This is a genomic window from Tautonia plasticadhaerens, from assembly GCF_007752535.1.
In the GTDB taxonomy this organism is placed as follows: Bacteria; Planctomycetota; Planctomycetia; order Isosphaerales; family Isosphaeraceae; genus Tautonia; species Tautonia plasticadhaerens.
On sequence record NZ_CP036426.1, the window covers coordinates 2688883 to 2706979 of the forward strand.

The window sequence follows — 18097 nt, forward strand, 5'->3', positions numbered from 1 at the left end:
TCGACCGCTTACTGTCCCGACGACCGGGAGCCGTTCGGCCCACCCCGGATCGGCATCCCCTCGGGCAGCGGGCGGGCGGCCACGGTGAAGCCGAGGCGGTGCAGGGCGTCCCAGAGGCGGCGGTACATGGGGAAGCCGTCGGGGTAGACCCAGAGGGTGATCGTGGTCCGGGACGGGTTCAGGCGGTGGATCACCCGGCCGACCTCCGAGACGGGGGAGAAGGCCAGATCGAAGGTCTCCCCTCGCATTTCGCCCGCCGGGACGACCTCGAACCCTTGCAGCCCGATCGAGGCGGCCAGGCCCGGCCCCCTCAGGTCGGGGACCAGGCCGATCCCCGTCGGGCCGACCTGGTAGTCGAGCGAGAACGAGCCGACCGGCCCGACGCTGCCGGAGGCGGTCCTCGCGGTCGGCCCGGACATCCGCAGGCGGAGCCTCGCGTCGGCCTGGGCCTTCTCCAGCAGGCGGTCGAGGTCGACGAAGGCGACCCGGTCGGCCCGGACCTCGAAGTGGAATTCCTCGCCGTCCACCATCCGGGCGACGGGGCTCCGGCTGGTGTTCAGGGCCTCCCTCGGCCGGGGTGCGGCCTCGATCTCGGCGATCACCCGGGAGAGCTGGTCGCGCTGGGCCTGCAAGGCGAGGACGTCCGCCTTCGCCCCCTCCAGCCGTTCGGCGGCGTCGGCCAGCCGTCGGGCCGACTCCTCCGCCGATCGCCCGGCGGCCAGCTCCCGGAGCTCGACCTCCTGCAAGGCGGCGTCGAGTTCGGACTCCTGCCGCTCGGCCTCCCGGAGCGACTCCCGGACCGCCTCCAGCTCGGCCCCGGCCGCCGCCAGCAGGGCCGGGTCGGGGCCGGTCGGTCTCGGCGAGACCGGCTCGGGCTCGGGCTCCGGGTCGGGCATCGCCTCGGGGGGGAGGGGATCGTCGATGACGGGCCCGGCGACCGTCGGCGTCTCCGCCTCGATCTCGACCGCCGCCTCGGCGGTCGGGCTCGGCTCGGCGGGCGTCGAGAGAAACAGCCGGGCGCCGACCGCCGAGAGCAGCACCAGCAGCCCGAACGCCTCGGCGACCACCCGGGAGATCGGTCGAGGGTTCGCGGGCCGGGCTCGAACGGGATCTTGGGTCTGTGCGGTGGTCATCACCAGCGCTCCGATCCGAAGATGGTGAAGGTCCGGCGTTCGGTCGCCTGCCACTCGATCGGCCAGCCCAGGCCGGCCAGTTCCACCTGGGCCCGGGCGTCCCAGTAGAGGCCGTACCCGCCCGGCTCGACCAGGAACCGGAGGGAAGGCACCGGGGAGGCCGACGGCTCCCGCCTCCTCCTCGACGAGAGGACCGCGCGGAGGGTCTGCACCAGCCTCCCGTCGTCCTTCGCGATCACCTCCTCGCCGATCTTGTAGCCCCCCGGGTGGATCGTCACTCCCTTCGGGCCGCAGGCGACGACCATCTCGATCCGGCGTCCCGCCCCCCCCGACCCCGAGCCCGCCCCCCCGGGCGGCCCGCCGGGGCCCGAGGCCGACGACCCGACGGCCCCCGCCTCGCCGGCCTCACGCGGCGAGGAGCCGGCCCCGGCACCGGCCGCGGCCGCGGCGTCCGAGCCTCCCGCCCCCGACCCGCCGGGGATGTCCCCCGGACCGACCCCCGACGCCCCCAGCCGGGACGCCAGGCCCCCGACGACCCGACCCAGGCCGCCCGCCGGGATCGACTCCGGGCCGCCGTCGAGCCGGCCGAGGCCCGTCCCGCCGGTCGATCCCGGTCGACTGGTCCCGGGGGGCGTCGGCCCCCGATCTCCCGGGAGGGCAGGGGGGATCGACCCTGCCCCGGCATCGCCGGCGAACCGAACCCGGTCCGGGGAGGCGGGTTCCCCAGGCCCGGGCGCCCCCCCGGGGATCCCGGACGGATCGCCGAACCGACCGGGGCCGTGGGGCGACGCCCCGGGCGCCGGATCGCCCCCGTCGAGGCCGGCTAGCCCACCGGCTCCCGGCCCGGCCGGTTCGTCGCCGATGTCGCGACCGACCGGCCCTCCCGGCGTCGGCGATCCCCGACCGGGTCCCCGGCCGGATTCGGAGGCCCGACCGCCCGACTCCCCGGCCATCGGCCCCAGGCCGGGCCGTCCTCCGAAGCCCGAGCCCGCCCCGGCCGCCGGGCCGAGGTCGGCCGGGAGCAGGTCGCCGAAGCTCCGCATCGCGTCGGGCATCTCGGACGGGGACGGCGGGCGGGGCGGGAAGGTGCCGCCGTCGGGATCGGCCCCCCCCTGGCCGATCGGCCCCCCGGGCCCGGGGGGACCGGCGCCGACGGGGTCGACCTCGGCCAGCAAGGCGGGGTCGGCCATCTGGGTCTCGAGCGAATCCCAGATCGTCGGGTCGTCCCAGTCGGGGTACTCGATCTCCCAGTCCTGGTCGACCAGCTCGTAGCCGTAGGGGACGCCGATCGCGTCCAGGGCGGACCGGGCCTCGTAGAAGGGGCGGATGCCGTCGGGGCGGACCACGAAGAGGACGTAGGGCTCGACCCGTTCCCCGCCCGGGGCCCCGCGGGCCTCCAGGATCGAGGCGAGTCGCCGGACCGCGCCGCCGAACGGGCTGGTCCGGCCGGAGAGGCCCATCAGCTCGACCATCGAGAACCGCATCCCGCCCGGCTCCATCGCGGCCGAGCCGTCCCGGCACTCCACCGGGATCGGCCTCCGCCAGGTGCCGCTCGGCCCCCGGTAGGGGAGGATCGCGTAGCCGGGCCGCTCGACCGCCTCCCGGCGCCCCTGCACCGCCCGGTCCCGCTGGCGTTCCAGCACGTCCCGCTCCAGGGCCGCCAACTGGCGCTCGGCCTCCAGCCGATCGGCCTCGGCGGCCAGCGCCGCCCGCTCGCGGTCCGCCTCGCTCGCCCGGGAGAGCGTGAGGTCGATCAGCCCTCCCCGGGCCTCCAGCTCGCTGGCCAGCGAGCTGGCCCTCCGGATCTTCCGCCCGGCCTCGGCGGCCAGCGCCTCCCGCTCGGCCTCGATCCGTGCCAGCGCCTCGGCCGTCGGGTCCACCTCCGGCTCGATCGGCGCCAGCGGCTCAAGCCGGGGCATGGGGGCCGAGACGGGGGGAGCCGGCTCGGCCGGGATCTCGGCCTCGACCGGATCCCCGGCACTCGGCCCGGCCTCGGCCGGGGCCGCGACCACCACCGCATCGACGGTGACCGGCTCGGGGCCGACCCGGTGATACGCCGAGATCAGCAGGGCGCACGTCCCCGACACGGCGATCAGCATCGCGACCAGGCCGAGCACCTCCGCCGCCACGACCGCCCCGCCGCCTCGGCCGCCGCCGATCGCCGGGCCGGTCGCCTCCCTGGGGCCGTCGAGTGCCATCTCCCCTCCCTCCTGATCCGACGCGAATCGCCGGCGGGACCGTCCTGTCCGCCTGTCGTCTCCATCGGAAGGCGGGGCAAGCTGGCTTTAGTGGAGGATGCGGGGTGGAGGGAGAATCTGCATCCTGCGGTGAAGCTGGGCGCTCTGGAAAATCTGCCCGACTAGGAGAAGATTCCGACGCCCAGATCGATTGCGAGCAGGACGATTACGGCCGCCGCGATCGAGCAGAGGGCGGCCCAGCGGCCCGGGAAGGCGGACGAGGCCAGCAGGATCAGGGCGGCGAGGCCCGCGCCGGGCCCCCGGAAGAGGCGTGAGACGGGCTCGGGGGCCCCCCGGACCCGGAGCGGCCGGGCCCCCTCGGCCTGGGCCTGGATCCGCTCGCGACGGGAGTCGAGCGCGGATCCGAGCGCTTCGAGGTCCCCGAGCTCATCGCTCGACCGGGCGATCTCGTAGAGCTGCGAGACGTCCTCGCCCCGGATCAGGCGGTTCTGGTGGGCCCAGGCGAGGAAGCCGACCAGCAGGGCCAGGCCCGCCAGCAGCCGGGCCCGGGGCCCGGTGATCGCGTCGACCAGCCGGAGGGCCCGGCGCTTGAGGCGATCGGCGGCCGATTCGGCCTCGGCATCGACCAGGACGTGCTCGGGATCCCGGACGGCGTCGAGCAGCCCGGCGGCGAGCGTGCCGCCGGGCATCGGCGCCCCCGCCTCGAAGTCCCGGAGTCGGGAGAGCAGGGCGGGGGCGATCCGCCACGATCGCCGCCGGGCGGTCAGCTCGAAGACTCCCAGGGCGATCAGCCGACGTTCCTCCAGCCTGGTCAGCAGCGCCCGGTCCCGCTCGTCCCTCCGGGCCCTCAATCGGGCGTCGATCGCGTCGATCGCCCGGCCCGACAGCCCGACCCTCGCGAGCCGTCCGGTGGCCGACACCCCCCGGCGGTTGAGGGCCTCGCGGTAGGCGTCGACGCCGAAGAGCTCGAGAAAGATCGGCCCCCAGCGCCCGCCGCCGTGGTCGACGGCGAAGGCCCGGACCCGGTCTTCGGCCAGGCCGTGGTGGCGGAGGTCCTTCAGCAGGGCGGCGGCTCGGTCGAGCGGCCCCCGGCGTTCGTCGTCGATCCAACGATCGAGGAACGCCTCCTGGAGCCCGGCCAGGGCCGCCGCCACCACCCCCAGCACGACCGACAGGCCGAGCAGCCCCGCCGCCTCCAGGCCGGCGATCGAGAGCACGACCGCCGCCCCGACCGTCGCCAGGTCCCTCGCCCGGCCCCCGAGCACGAGCCGGCGGGCCCGGTCGAAGACCGGCCCCCCCCGGGCCAGGCCCCCGACCACGAACGAACACCCCGCCGTCATCGCCACCAGGCCGATCAGCCCGATCGCCAGGCTCGACAGCCCGAGCAGCGTCGCCAACGCCGCCAGGCCCGCCGTCCCCCCGTACGAGGCCCGCAGCACCGTCCGCTTCACCCGGGCCGTCGGGGCGTCGGCGAATTCGGAGGCACACTCCCGGTACGCCTCCACCAGCTCCTCCCTCGGCAGGAAGGCGCCCGGCTTCGGCGCCCCCGCCAGGCGTTCCAGCTCTCCCACCGCCTCGACGATCGTCGCGTACCCCCCCGACCCCTCCGGGGTCATCAGGCGACGGATCAGGGCCGAGAAGGCCGACGGCACCCTCGGGTTGATCGACTCCGCCGGGGGAGACGCCCCCGGATCGCCCGAGGGGCCCGGCGGGGAGCCCGAGGCCAGCTCGAACAGCACCCGGCCCAGCGCGATCCGGTCCTCCCTCGCGGCGGAGGGGTCGGGCAACCTCACCGGCCCGGCCGCGTCCGGGTCATCCTCCGCCGGGGGGGCGACCCGGCCCAGGCCGGTCAGCGTCACCCGCCCGTCCCCTCGGACGGACAGGAGGTCCGGGCGGAGGTCCCCGTGGATCAGCCCCAGCCCGTGCAGGGCCTCCAGCCCCCGGGCCGCCTGGAGCCCGATCGCCAGGGCCCGTCGGACCCCCGAGGGCCCCGGCCGACCCCCCTCCTCGTCGCCGACCACCGGGGGCCCTCCCGAGATCCGCTCGATGACGGCCAGGCGCCCCGAGTGGTCGGCCAGCCGGACGACCTCCGCCAGGTTCGGGTGCCGGACCCGGGCCAGGGCGACCGCCTGCCGGGCGAGCCGCTCGGCCCGGACCGGGTCGTCGTCGACCCGGGCGGCGTCGACCCAGAGGGCCACGTCGTCCTCCTCCCCCGGCGACCACGCCCGGTAGGAGACGCCCGAGGCGTCCTGTCGGATCGGCCCGAGCACGAGCACCCCGGCCCGGGGCCTCGGGATCGGGGAGGGGATCGGGAGGCGGATCATGGGGCGCTCGGACCGGGTCGGGGGGGATCAGGGGCCGCCCCTCGATCGCCGGGCGTCGGCGACCGAGACGACCACGCATCCTATCGCCCGACCCATCCCCGGGGGAGCGGCCCGGCCCGATCCCCGGGGAGGCGGCGGGGCCCCCGGGCCCGAGCATCGGGGCCGGGGGCCTCGGCCGGATCGCGTGGCGTCGGGTCGTCGAGGGCGGCCGGAGGGCCGCCCGGCCCGGGCTCAGTACTGGTCTGCGGAGACGACCTCCCCTCCGTTGCGGGTCCCCAGGGCCCACCAGATGTCCAGGTTGATGCTGTCCTTGACGAACCGGACCGAGCCGTCGCCCATCGCCACGTTCACCCCGCCCGGGTGGGCGCTGGAGGCGCCGACGACGAAGGCGTTGTCGGGCCAGCCGTTGACTTCCGACTGCCCGGTCCGGCAGCCGCCGAAGACGTCGTTGGGCGGCTGGATCGTGTTGAACATGGCGAAGGCCGAGGCGCCGTGCGACCAGCGCCAGCCCTTGAAGTCGTGGCGGCCGCCGTTGCCGTTGCGGAAGTCCTGGCGACAGGCCTCGACGGCCGCCAGCACGTCGACCTTGCTCTGGAAAGCATTGATCACGAACGGATTGCCGCCGGGGCTGGTGCCGGTGATGAGGAAGTTGCCCCGGTACGACGAGCCGGGGGCGACCCCGTCGTAGTTGGTCCCCTGCTCGCCGGTGAGCCACTCGGCGAAGGCGATGGTGTTGCTGGTGCCGTCCCGCGCCGCCGCGATGTTGTACGACTTGCCGAAGGTGAACATCCCCGAGGAGTCCGCGGGGACGGCGTTCCTGGGCACGGGGACGGTCTGGGCCGGGTCGACCCAGCTCGACAGCGACGTCGTGGTGGCGCCGTAGCTGGCGGCGTAGCTGTTGGTGTGCCGGGCGTCCGCGTTGGGGTCGGACGGGCAGAGGAAGCTGCTGATCAGCGAGAGGTAGACCGTCGGGCTATTGGCGCGCACCTCGTAGGGGGACCAGCTGAAGTTGGTGGCGGAGTAGAGCGGCTGCTGCTCCAGGTAGGGCAGCAGCTGGGCGTGGGCGCTGAAGCCGGTCCAGGGCCCGCCCCACTCCAGGCCGCCGCCGCCCTGCTGCGGGGCGTCGGTGATGCCCATCGGGAAGGCGTCGTTGGCGCTGTGGTAATTGTGCAACGCCAGGGCGATCTGCTTCAGGTTATTCGTGCATTGCGACCGCCTCGCCGCCTCCCGGGCGCTCTGCACGGCGGGCAGCAGCAGGGCGATCAGCACGCCGATGATGGCGATCACCACGAGCAGCTCGATCAACGTGAATCCTCGATCGGCACGAGACCTCATCGGGGGCGTCTCCTGTGCGGGGAAGGGGGTCAGGGCGGGGCCGGCTCCGGCCCCGAGGTCAGGCGTCCTCATTGGCCCCCCCGGTACTGCTTCGAGTACTGCTCGGCGTAGTTCTGGGTGACCTGATCGAGGTGCTGGTCCATCTCCTCGGTCTGGACCGCCTGGTCCCCCTCGCCGCCGTCCCCGCAGCCCGCCAGCGGCGCGGCCAGGGCCAGGGCCGAGGCGAGGGCGAGTCCCTTCGCGACGAACGGCCTCAAATCAAACATTTCCGACTCCTTTGATGGAATCCTCGTCCCCCCCCTCGACGGCACGTCTCGCGGGACGCGAGGGCCGGGCGACCTGGAGTGATCAAGAATCGTCGAACGACCCGGGGACCAGGACATGAAGACGGGAGTGTGCAGGGTAGAACCGCTGGGGTGCCGACGCAACGGTGCCGCAAACCATGCGCCGACCCGACGCCGGGGGGGCCGGGACGCGGACGAGCCTCCCCGTTCCGCGCCGGGCCGGGCGCTGATACGCTCGGGGTCGCGGGGCCTTCGAGGCGCCCCGATTCGGCTCCACCGCCGGGGGCCCCAGACGCGCCGGGGAATCAAGCCATGAACGCATCAGATCGCGATCGCGATGACGGACTCTCCCTCCCCCCCGCCCGGCCCGCCGACGGGCCGGACCGATCCCGACGGGTCTGGTCGCTCGCGCTGGGTGCGGGGCTGGTCGGGGGGCTGATCGCCTGGGCGGCCGGCGAGGCGGCCATCGCCGCCGTGAAGCCGGAGACGGAGATGCTCAGCGCCATGGGGGTCATGATGGAGACGGTCAGCCGAAAGGGGGAGATCGAGGCGAACGCGACGAAGTCGCACCTGTCCTCCGGCGTGCTCGGCGGCGCGCTCGGGCTCTGCCTGGGGCTGGGGGGCGGGCTGGCCCGGCGGTCGGCCCGGCAGGGGGCGATCGCCGGTGCGGTCGGGCTGGTCGTCGGCGGGGCCGTGGGCACGGCCGGGTCGATGGCCCTGGCGCCGGTCTACCAGGCGCACCGGGACGCCGAGCCGCTCTCCACGGACCTCACCGTGCCGATGCTCGTCCACGGCGGCATCTGGACCCTCGTCGGCGCCGCCGGCGGGCTGGCCTTCGGGCTGGGCCTGGGGGCGGGCAGGGGGGACCTCGTCGCCGCCGTCGTCGGCGGGCTGATCGGCGCGGCCCTCGGCACGCTCGCCTTCGAGGCCCTCGGCGCCGCCGCCTTCCCCCTGGACAAGACGCACATGCCGGTCTCGGCCTCCGGCACCTCCCGGCTCGCCTCCCGGATGACGGTCGCCCTGCTGGCCGCCGCCGGCATCGGGGCGATGCTCACCCGGGAGCCTTCGAGGCGACGGCGGCCCGAACCCGGGCCCTCGCCCGCCCCCTGAACTCGCGCCCGGGCGCGCCGGGCCTCGGGACGCTTCGACTTCCCACCCGAGGCCCCTCGGACGACGGCAATGCCCCCGGCGGCCTCGGGCCCCCGGGGGCATCCGTCGGTCCGACCGACCCGGCGACGGGTCGGCGGAGGAGACGCGATCAGTACTGGTCGGCGCTGAGGACCTCGCCGCCATTGCGGGTCCCCAGGGCCCACCAGACGTCCAGGTTCACGGTGTCCTTGATGAACCGGACCGAGCCGTCGCCGAAGCCGACGTTCACCCCCCCCGGGTGGGCGCTGGAGGCGCCGACGGTGAAGGCGTGGTCCGGCCAGCCGTCCTGCCGGGGATCATCCCGGCAGCCGCCGAAGGTGTCGTTGGGCGGCTGGATCGTGTTGAAGAGGCCGAAGACCGTGGCCCCGTGCGACCACCGCCAGCCCCGGAAATCGTGGATCCCCGCGGTGGCGGTCTTGAAGGCCTGCCGGCAGATCTCGACCCCTTCTCGGACGGCGACCTTGTTGGTGAAGGCGTTGATCTGAACCGCCCCGTCGGGCAGGGGCACGTCCTGGATCAGGAAGTTGCCCCGGTACTTCGCCCCGGGGTTCACCGCGTCGTAGTTGGCCCCCTGCTCGCCGGTGAGCCACTCGGCGAAGGCGATGGTGTTGCTGGTGCCGTCCCGGGCCGCCGCGATGTTGTACGACTTGCCGAAGGTGAACATCCCCGAGGAGTCCGCGGGGATCTGGACGTTGACGGAGTTAGCCGGGACGTTGTTGTTCCAGTTGTAGAGGTTGGTCGTGGTGGCGCCGTAGCTGGCGGCGTAGCTGTTGGTGTGCCTCCGGTCGGCGTTCGGGTCCGAGGGGCAGAGGAAGACGCTGACCATCGCCTGGTAGACCGTCGGGCTGTTGGGGGGCTCGAAGCAGGCCCACTCGAAGTTGGTCGAGGCGTAGAGCTGATTCTGCTCCAGGAAGGGCATCAGCTGGGCATGGGGGCTGAAGCCGCTCCAGGGGCCGCCGTAGTCGAGGGCGCCCCCCTGGGGCGTCTGGGTGATGCCGATCGGGAACGAGTCATGGGTCGAATGGTAGTTGTGCAGGCCCAGGGCGATCTGCTTCAGGTTATTCGTGCACTGCGACCGCCTCGCCGCCTCCCGGGCGCTCTGCACCGCGGGCAGCAGCAGGGCGATCAGCACGCCGATGATGGCGATGACCACGAGCAGCTCGATCAGCGTGAACCCGCGACTCGTGCGGTGACGTCTCATCCCATTGCTCCTCTCTCGTTGGGATCGATCTCGGGACTCTCCTCGGACATCGGCAGGTCGGGCCGCCCCCCCTCGGGGACGGCCCCGATCACTGCCCCTTCTTGCTGTACTGCTCGGCATACTGCTGGCCGTAGTTGCCGGTGACCTCCTGGAGATGCTGGTTCATCTCCTCGGTCTGAACGGCCTGGCCGTCGTCGTCGCCCCCGCAGCCGACGACCGCCGGCGACAGGCCCAGGGCCACGATCAGCGCATGCACGCGCGACGGCCCGAATCGCATCCAGATCATGCGAAACTCCCTCATCGTTGCACGGATTCGCCCGTCGGGGAGGGCCTCGGGCGTGGCCGGCCCCGCACCCCGGGCCAGGGCCGGGGGCCGACCAATGTCGGCACCCCGGCGTCCGCCCCGACGCGCGCAGCCACGACCGCCGAACGTCCCCGAAGGACCTTCGACGACTCTTGGTCCCCGCCGCCTCGCCGGCGGCGTCCGGAATCGGAACGCGAACTCGACGCACGGAAGAATGGAGGGCCCCGGCATGCGGGTGCCCGCATCCTTCTATACGGGAGTCACGTCCCGATTGCAAGGGGATGGGTCAGTCGTCGTCGATCCGACCGGGATCGGCCGTCTCCCGGCCCCCCATCGAGGCCCGCCCGCCCGCGCCGAAGCCGGGCAGGGGCCGGGGGACGGGCTCGCCCTCCCGGATCAGGAAACCCGAGTCGACCGGCAGGCCCCCGAATCGGTCGACCCTCCCGGAGGGCCACCGGACCTCGACCGAGTCGACCCGGTCGGCGTCCCCCAGCCCGAAGTGCACCCGGGGATCCCCGCTCGACTGGTAGCTCCCCCCGCCGACCCGCCAGCCGACCCGCTCCCGGCCCCCGGCCGAGACGGTCACCCGGGCCCCCACCGCGTCCCGTCCCGACCCGGTCCCCTCCAGGGCGAAGGTCGCCCAGCGGCCGATCCCCCCGGACCGGTTCCGCAGCAGGGCCATCGGCGCGTCGAGCGACAGCAAGACCAGGTCCATCCGGCCGTCGTTATCAAGGTCCCCCTCGGCCATCGCCCGGCCCAGCCGGTCGACCGTCCAGGGCTCCCCGGCCCGGCCTCCCGCGTCGACCAGCCTCCCCGAGGGGCCGCCGAGCAGGAGCTGGGCGGGCATGGCGTAGGGGGATTCGGGACGGAAGTCGTCGACGTGCCCGTTGGCCTGGGCCAGGTCGTCCCAGCCGTCGTTGTTCGCGTCGAGGAAGGCGATGCCGAAGCCCAGGAGCGACCGGGTCGCGGCCGAGACGCCCGCCCGGGCGCTCGAGTCGTTGAAGATGCCCCGGCCGAGGTTCTGGTAGAAGGTCGTCCCCTCGTCGTAGAAGTTGGTCACGACGAGGTCCGGCAGGCCGTCTCCGTTCGGGTCGCCGCAGGAGACGCCCATGCCCGCCTGGTATCCCCCGTGCCCGCTGGCCGCCACCCCGGCCAGCTGGCCGGACTCCTCGAACCGCATCCCCCCGAGATTCCTCCAGAGGAAGTTGGCCGTCTGGTCGTTGGCCACGTACAGGTCGATCAGGCCGTCGCCGTCGAAGTCGTTGGCGACCACCCCCATCCCCCGGCCGTGGGTGTCGACGATCCCGGCCTCCGCCGTCACGTCGACGAATCGGCCGTCGTCGTTCCGGTAGAGGTGGTCCGGCCGGGACGGGAAGAGCCCCGGGTTGCAGAGGCGGACCACCTCCTCGTCCGGCTCCTTGCAGACCCTCGGGTGCTCGGGATCCCAGACGAGGTAGTGGCAGACGTAGAGATCCAGGTCGCCGTCCCCGTCGAGGTCGGCGAAGGCGGCCGAGGTCGGCCAGTCCCGGTCGCCCCCCAGGCCCGACGCCTCGGTGGCGTCCCCGAACGTGCCGTCCCCGTTGTTCCGGTACAGGGCATACGACCCCCATCGGGTCAGGAACAGGTCGGGGTCGCCGTCGTCGTCGACGTCCCCCACGGCGACGCCATGGCCGTAGCCGGCCGGGAGCCGGGCGATCCCGCTCGACTCGGTGGCGTCCTCGAAGGTCCCGTCCCCCCGGTTCCGGAACAGCCGGTCGCCGGTGCTGGGCGCGTCCGGGTCGGGCGGGAAGGTGCCGCCCTGGACGACGAAGACGTCGAGCAGGCCGTCCCCGTCGAAGTCGAGCAGGCCGACACCGCCCCCCATCGTCTCCGGGATCTGGCGCTCCGGGGTCTTGCCGCTCGCATAGGTGAACGTCAGCCCGGCCTCCGCCGCCTCGTCCTCGAACGTCGGCATCGGGCCTCCCGGGATGGCCGGGGCGTCCGAGGGGCCGATCGAGGTCCCCATCTCCTCCAGATCCGCCAGCAACTCCGGCAGCGAGGCGGCCGAGGCCCGACGCCCCTCCAGGAGGTCGAGCCGGGCGATCGCCCGGCGACGCTCCTCGGCCTCGTCCTCGCCGAGCGAACCGGCCAGCTCCCACCACCCCCTCGCCTCGAAGGCCCGGCCCAGTCGCTCCGCCCAGCCGGCAAGCTCGACGGCGTCCTCGATCGGGTCGGGCTCGAACATGCGGTCGAGATAGCGTTCGAGCAGGCGATCCAGCTCCCCCTTCCGGCCCCGGAGCCGGTCGACCTCCCCCGGCTCCCCGAGCCGGGAGGCCAGCCCGGCCAGGCGGTCGACGGCGTGGATCGCCCCCGGATCCAGCTCGACCAGCCGGCCCAGGGCCCGGCGCTCGGCCTCCGGGTCGCCGGCCAGGGAGGCGAACCAGGCGCGCAGCTCCAGCACTTCGGCCGGGGGCACGAGGCCCGGCGGCAGGTGCCCCAGCGCCTCCCGGGCCCTCGCCGGGTCCTGCACCGCCAGCGCCCGGTCGAGGGCCACCCGCCAGACGGCCGGGTCCTCGGGGCGGCGGGCCAGGCACTTCGAGAGCCAGGCCGCCGAGTCGTCGAACCGGGCCTCCCGGTTCGCCAGGTGGGCCCGGGAGAGCCAGACCCGGTCGTCCTCGGGGGCGGCCCGGGAGGCGCGATCGACGATCCGGCGGTGGTCCTCCAGCGCGATCGGGTTGGCGTTGTCCAGGTGCCAGAGCTGCTGGAGCGTGCCGACCTTGTCCGGGTAGCGGACCCACCCGTCCCGGACGAGCCGACGGGCCTCCTCGTAACGGCCCTGGAGCTTGTAGAGCAGCAGTAGCGACTCCCTCGCCTCGATCCCGAGCGGGCCCTCCGCCTCCAGCGCCCGGGGCAGGTGCCGCTCGGCCTCGGCCATGAGGTCGCCGGCCAGGGCGACCCGGGCGAGCATCATCGCCGCCTCGGGGCCGAACTCGGAGCCCCCCGGCACCCGGGCCCAGGCCGCCTTCGCCGCCTCGGTCCTGCCCATCGCCTGCTCGACGGCGCCGAGCAGGAACTCCGCCTCCCCCCGGCCCGGCCATCGCGAGGCGGCCTCCTCCAGCGTCCGGCGGGCCCTCGCCACCGAACCGCTCGACGCCTCCCGCTTGGCACCCTCGATCGCCTCGAGGTACCGCCGGGCCGACCACGACCGCCACCCCCACCACCCCCCGGCGCAGCAGGAGACCCCGGCCAGGACGGCCACCACCAGCAGCAGTCGACGCATCCGGGCCCCTCCGAGCGAGCGATCGATCGAGACGAGACGACCTGAGACGAGACGGGCGAGGGGCGGGCTCACCCCCCTCCCATTGTCCCGACGCCCGCCCGGGGCATCAACCACCGCCGCCGGGCCCGATCAGGGCGGAGGCGAGGCCGAGGGGGACGACGGCGCTCCCTCCCCCTCGACGGCCCCCGCCGCCGGTTCCTCCGGTTCGGGGAGTTCGATCGAGCTGGAGGCCGACTTGCGGATCGTCCGCTGGGAGGGGGGGATCGGCCGGTCCCGCCGGGCCGCCCTGCCGGAGGTCTTCAGGCTATCGACGGCCATCGCGGCCATGATCGAGATGAGCACCACGGCGACCGGCCCGAGCATCAGGGCGTGGGGCGCATGGAACCGCATCACCACGGTGAAGAGCACGAACGCCGCGACCGCCAGCATCGCCAGGATCCAGATCTCGTCCGTGAACAGGTCCACGCTCGACGGGTCCCACCACGTCAGGGCCCCGGCCAGCAGCAGCGTCGACCCGCCCACCTTCAGCCAGGCGAGCGGCGTCACCTCGTCATAGAAGTGGTTCTGCCCCACCTCGGTGACGATGTAGCAGACCACGAACAGCAGCAGCCAGTAGATCAAGAACGTCCAGAGCCAGAGCATCCCGCCCCCTTCGCCGATCGCGCCCGACCATCCCGGGCGGCCAACGCCCCCGATCGACCGGCCTCCCCGGCCCCGGCCGCCGCCCTCGACGCCCCATCCTACACCACCATCCCCCTCCCGTCAGTCCGCTCCCGACCCCGGCCAAGCCCCTCACCACATTACCGGTTGCGGTATGATCGAGGGGCTTACTCTGCCACGCACAACGGTGCGGAGTCGAGAGCCGTCCGACCGCACGAACTCGATGACGTCGCCGATGCGGAGTTTGAAGTGAGCTTTCGACACGGGGATGTCGGTCGCGACGACGAGGCCGCGCCCCCGGATGTCGAAGAGTTCAGCGACATGGAACAGCGGTTGTGCCGTCGCCTCCGCCGCCTAACAATAAAGCTCAGCGGACCGGCCCGCCGAGAATGTGCTCCGCATCGGAGTCAGCGCGGGCGGCGGGCCGGGTCCGTTGCAGCGCGAGGTTAGGCCGGCTAGGACCGGCTCCGCTTGCCCGCAAGCGAACGCATGAGTCCGACCGCGAGCCCGCCAACCATCATCGTGCCGCCGGCCAGGAACGCCAGGGGGACGGCCCCCTTGGCGCGGGCGAACTCGCCATACGCCAGGACCGCGGCCGCGAAGACGAGGCCCAAGAGTGCGACGGTGAATGGTCGGGACATCCGATCGTATAGCTCCCGAGCCGCCTAACGTCGAAGCTCAGCGGACCCGGCCGCCGAGGGATAGCTAGGACTGTCCACAAGACGCCGCGGCGGCCGGGGTCCGCTGCAGCGCGAGGTTAGGCGGCGGGATCAGTCGGCCTTCGCGTGCTGCTCAAGCGGAACAGCGCGGAAATGCCGGCGGCGGCCCCGAGCGCCGTCGCGATGAGCAGCGTCGCGATCAGCACGCGGTCGATGCGATTCGCAGCCGAATGGTAGACGTTCGATCGGGCCGCATATCGAAGCTCGACCGCCTTGAGTCGCTCGACCTCGGCCCCCTGCGGCCCGAAGTCGAGCGGCGAGCTGGGCGGCGGCCACACCCCATTCGCCCGCGTGACATAATCGGACGCCCGGAACCGGAGCCGATCGCTGTGCGCCGCGAAGGCCAGCCACATGCCCACGAGGGCCACCGCGACCATGAGGCGGCGGACGGTGAAGCGGGGTCGCGGCGGCCCTAGAGGTCGGCCTTCGAACCGGATCACCAGCGCTGCCGGGATGAACGGGATCGGAATCCGCATCTACCCGCTCCTTGAGCGGAATTGCCGCCTAACTCCAAAGCTCAGCGGACCACCCCGCCCGAGCGACCTTCGATTGTACCAGCGAGCGCCGCGGCGGCGTGGGTCCGCTGTAGCGCGAGGTTAGGCGTCGGCCGCCGACACACGCTCGCGTATCTTGGACACAAGGCTACGGATGTACGGTTCGGCCTCCTCGTCGGGTTCGTCGCCGTAGTGGCGCCAACGCTGGAACTCGAAGAACAGGCAAGTCCGCAGGTCGATCAGCGTGGCGTCTCGCTCTTGGTTGGCCACCTCGGCGCACTTCTCGAAGGAACCCCAATGCTGGTACCCATTGAAGGTGAGGGCGAGCCGCCAGATGTCGTCCCAAGATGCGTCCGGCGGCGGAAGGTCTTCAGCGCGGAGGTCGGAATCTTCGCCATCCGCCACGTCACCGACTCCCGAGACGCCTAACGAAAAAGCTCAGCGGACCGGCCCGCCGAGAGAAGCCATTGCATGACCAATTAGCGCCGCGGCGGGCCGGGTCCGCTGCAGCGCGAGGTTAGGCGGCGAGGTTGCCCCGCTTGCGCAGTTCACCTCCAGAATTAGGAATGTCCCCTTTCCAGTCCTCAAGCGGGATCCGGGATGAGGCGCACTACCGGGAGGCGGCAAACATGCCCAGGTTGCTCGACCAGTCGCGCGAGGCGGCGGGGCGGCCGGGGTCGTCCGCGACCCCGGTCCGACCGGAGCGGCCGGGTCAATCGGGCTGGGGTCGCGGACGACCCCGGCTACCCCGCCGGTGAACCATCGGCGGGCGGGTGGCATGCTCTCGCGCAGCGTGAGCATGCAGGGGCAGCCGAAGACATGCTCACGCTGCGCGAGAGCATGCCACCCGCCCGCACCCTACCCTACTTCGGCGAGACCGTGATGTGGTAGGTGGTGTGGTAGTCGCCGAGTGGACCCTGCACGTCGATCACCAGCGTGTGCTCGCCGACGGGCAGTGGGTGGAACACCGCGCCGGTCCCGAAGACGAACGTGGCCGCGATGGCGTTCAGTCCGGGACCGCGAGGCTGTGGCTCCGCGTAGAAGATCGGCCCATCGAGCACGACGGTGCCAAAACTGTACGGCTCGTAATCGCTGGCGAAGCCCTGGAACAACACCTGGCCATCGAGCCGGGCATCGATGAAGGTGGCCTCATACAGGAACGAGTAATCGGCGTCGGGATCGTCCTGGGTGCCGTCGTCGTAGAGCTCTCCGTAGATGGGCAACACGGGGTGCGCGATCGCCGTCCCGGGCTTGACCCGGATGTCGAACTCGTCTCCCGCGAAATTGAATGGCATGAACCGGACCTTCTGGACCGTCCCGGGAAGATCCTGACCGCCCAGACTAGTAGCGATCTCCCATTCGAGGGCCAGGACGTTCCACTCCGTAAACGACTTGCCGCGGAAATTCGCGTTCGGCGGCAGTAGCGGCGATTGGCCGCCCTGCCCAAACGAGAGCGTGGGGGCCATCGCGACGGCCACGAACCCCAAGAGCATGACGACTGCGGACTGCTTCGAGAGGCGACTCATCGGATGCTTCCTCGGGCCACAGAGCCCGTTCAAAGGGAAAGGCACCGCTTCGAACACCACTCGTCTCGACGCTGAGGCGAGGGCGGTAGCTGCCCGCGCAATTCCGAACATCGGCGACCGCACCTTATCATCGAGCAGCGTTGCTGCAAGCGGAATCAAGCAATGTCTCGGAAAAGCAACCCTCGATGCTGCCTGTCGCTCGGCACACGCAGACAAACCCACGTCCGAGGAACCCCTGCGAGCAAGGGCTTCGGCCGCCGCCTAACGCCAAAGCTCAGCGGACCGGACCGCCGAGAGTGACCTCGATGTTACCAGGAAGCGCCGCGGCGGGCCGGGTCCGCTGCAGCGCGAGGTTAGGCGACCTGAAGGCTCCACCCGCCTATACTTCGGCGTCGCTTCGCGACTTCTGCTCGCGTTCCCAGTACCAAACCACGACGTGACTATTGGAGTGAGATATCGATATGAGTTGTTCCGGAGCGAGTTGCTCCGTGAAGTTCGTTGCCGCGTCGAAGTTGGGTTCGTCATCCCATTCGATGCGGAATGCCTTACATGCGACCTTCATCATCGCCCTCCTTCCGGTCACTCCACAGGTGCGGGAGACGCGACACCTCCGCCGCCTAACGACCAAGCTCAGCGGACCCGGCCGCTGAGTGTGAGCTTCGATGTTACCAGAAGCCGTCCACAGCGGCCGGGGTCCGCTGCAGCGCGAGGTTAGGCGGAGTCGGCCGCCATCCGCATGGCGCTGAACGCCAGGTACTCCGCCGAGAACTTTGGGCCATCGGCCTCCGAGCCGGCGAGCCAATCATCCAGGTCGTCGTCGTTCGCCTGGACGGCTGCCTTGAGCCGGGCAATCTCATGGGGCGACGCCGAGGAGACGAGCCGCTCGCGTTGGACATCATCGGTGACGCCGAAGCGCTCGGCAAGCGGGATCAGGTGCCGGAGGCTCGGAGGGACATTCGCGGAGCGAAGCACCGGCGTTGCACCCCCGCCGCCTAACGACCAAGCTCAGCGGACCGGCCCGCCGAGCGGAACCGTTGACTGACCACCGAGCGCCGCCGCGGGCCGGGTCCGCTGCAGCGCGAGGTTAGGCGATCAACCCGGCGCATGCTCGTTGCTCACGACCTCTTGTGCTTTCTGGAGATCGACCTTCCTACGACCGGTCTCACCGCGGAGGATGATCTCCCCTTGCTCCCTCCGCCGCTCAAGCTCGCGAACGCGCTCTTCGAGGCGACGGTTCTCCCGCTGAAGCGCCCGGACCTGCGAGCCCAATGCGGCCCCGCGCCGCTCCAGTCGCTGGCTCTGGAAGACGATCGCCAACCCCAGGGCCAAGACGAGCACCAAGAGCATCAGCGTTCCGAGGCGATAACGCATCTTCGCCCCCGCCGCCTGCTCTGTAAATGGGCCTCGAAGGCCGGTCCGTCCCCAGCCAGATTGCCCATTTTCATGATCTCAGGGTGCCGCTTGCGGCATGACGACTAACGACCAAGCTCAGCGGACCGGCCCGCCGAGAC

The 18097-nt window shown here is 72.4% G+C and carries 16 protein-coding genes; 1 reads left to right on the plus strand and 15 read right to left on the minus strand.

Annotation, left to right across the window (positions count from 1 at the left end; all coding sequences use genetic code 11):
• Positions 1–8: 8 nt before the first annotated feature.
• From ElP_RS10410 to ElP_RS10430, 5 genes are all read right to left on the minus strand, one after another.
• Complete coding sequence (locus ElP_RS10410; RefSeq protein WP_145269019.1) at positions 9–1133, minus strand: hypothetical protein; 1125 nt, start codon at positions 1131–1133, stop codon at positions 9–11.
• Positions 1133–3331, minus strand: a complete 2199-nt coding sequence (locus ElP_RS10415) for a hypothetical protein (protein WP_145269021.1) — start codon at positions 3329–3331, stop codon at positions 1133–1135. The genes ElP_RS10410 and ElP_RS10415 overlap by 1 nt, the downstream gene beginning before the upstream one ends.
• 161 nt (positions 3332–3492) lie before the next feature.
• A complete protein-coding gene (locus ElP_RS10420) occupies positions 3493–5655 on the minus strand; it encodes a serine/threonine protein kinase (RefSeq protein WP_145269023.1) in 2163 nt (720 codons plus the stop codon).
• A gap of 231 nt (positions 5656–5886) precedes the next feature.
• Entirely contained in the window at positions 5887–6990 is a 1104-nt protein-coding gene (locus ElP_RS10425) for a DUF1559 domain-containing protein (RefSeq protein WP_145269025.1), read from the minus strand.
• 68 nt (positions 6991–7058) lie between these two features.
• On the minus strand, positions 7059–7256 hold the full coding sequence (locus ElP_RS10430) for a hypothetical protein (protein ID WP_145269027.1): 198 nt from the start codon (positions 7254–7256) through the stop codon (positions 7059–7061).
• 330 nt (positions 7257–7586) lie between these two features.
• Between ElP_RS10430 and ElP_RS10435 the strand changes: the two genes are divergently transcribed.
• On the plus strand, positions 7587–8384 hold the full coding sequence (locus tag ElP_RS10435; RefSeq protein WP_145269029.1) for a hypothetical protein: 798 nt from the start codon (positions 7587–7589) through the stop codon (positions 8382–8384).
• A 148-nt stretch (positions 8385–8532) separates the two neighbouring features.
• Here ElP_RS10435 and ElP_RS10440 read toward each other — a convergent pair whose 3' ends face one another.
• The 10 genes from ElP_RS10440 to ElP_RS37830 form a co-directional block, all read right to left on the minus strand.
• Positions 8533–9624 carry a DUF1559 domain-containing protein gene (locus ElP_RS10440; RefSeq protein ID WP_145269031.1) on the minus strand — a complete coding sequence of 364 codons (1092 nt, stop codon included), beginning with the start codon at positions 9622–9624 and terminating at the stop codon, positions 8533–8535.
• 88 nt (positions 9625–9712) lie between these two features.
• A complete protein-coding gene (locus ElP_RS10445; RefSeq protein WP_145269033.1) occupies positions 9713–9910 on the minus strand; it encodes a hypothetical protein in 198 nt (65 codons plus the stop codon).
• A gap of 304 nt (positions 9911–10214) precedes the next feature.
• Positions 10215–13187, minus strand: a complete 2973-nt coding sequence (locus ElP_RS10450; protein ID WP_145269035.1) for an FG-GAP-like repeat-containing protein — start codon at positions 13185–13187, stop codon at positions 10215–10217.
• 129 nt (positions 13188–13316) lie between these two features.
• Positions 13317–13829, minus strand: coding sequence for a hypothetical protein (locus ElP_RS10455; protein ID WP_145269037.1), 513 nt, complete (start codon positions 13827–13829; stop codon positions 13317–13319).
• Between the two features lie 473 nt (positions 13830–14302).
• A complete protein-coding gene (locus ElP_RS10460; protein ID WP_145269039.1) occupies positions 14303–14488 on the minus strand; it encodes a hypothetical protein in 186 nt (61 codons plus the stop codon).
• Between the two features lie 116 nt (positions 14489–14604).
• Positions 14605–15042 (minus strand): hypothetical protein, encoded by a 438-nt coding sequence (locus ElP_RS10465; RefSeq protein ID WP_145269041.1) that lies wholly within the window; start codon positions 15040–15042, stop codon positions 14605–14607.
• 120 nt (positions 15043–15162) lie between these two features.
• Positions 15163–15330, minus strand: coding sequence for a hypothetical protein (locus ElP_RS37825; protein WP_197446870.1), 168 nt, complete (start codon positions 15328–15330; stop codon positions 15163–15165).
• Positions 15331–15923: 593 nt separating this feature from the next.
• Complete coding sequence (locus ElP_RS10470) at positions 15924–16586, minus strand: hypothetical protein (RefSeq protein ID WP_145269043.1); 663 nt, start codon at positions 16584–16586, stop codon at positions 15924–15926.
• Between the two features lie 711 nt (positions 16587–17297).
• Positions 17298–17558: a hypothetical protein gene (locus tag ElP_RS10475; protein WP_145269045.1), complete on the minus strand. Its 261-nt coding sequence runs from the start codon at positions 17556–17558 to the stop codon at positions 17298–17300.
• Positions 17559–17678: 120 nt separating this feature from the next.
• The gene (locus tag ElP_RS37830) at positions 17679–17933 is read right to left on the minus strand and encodes a hypothetical protein (protein ID WP_231749638.1); all 255 of its coding nucleotides are present in this window, start codon (positions 17931–17933) and stop codon (positions 17679–17681) included.
• Between the last annotated feature and the right edge of the window lie 164 nt (positions 17934–18097).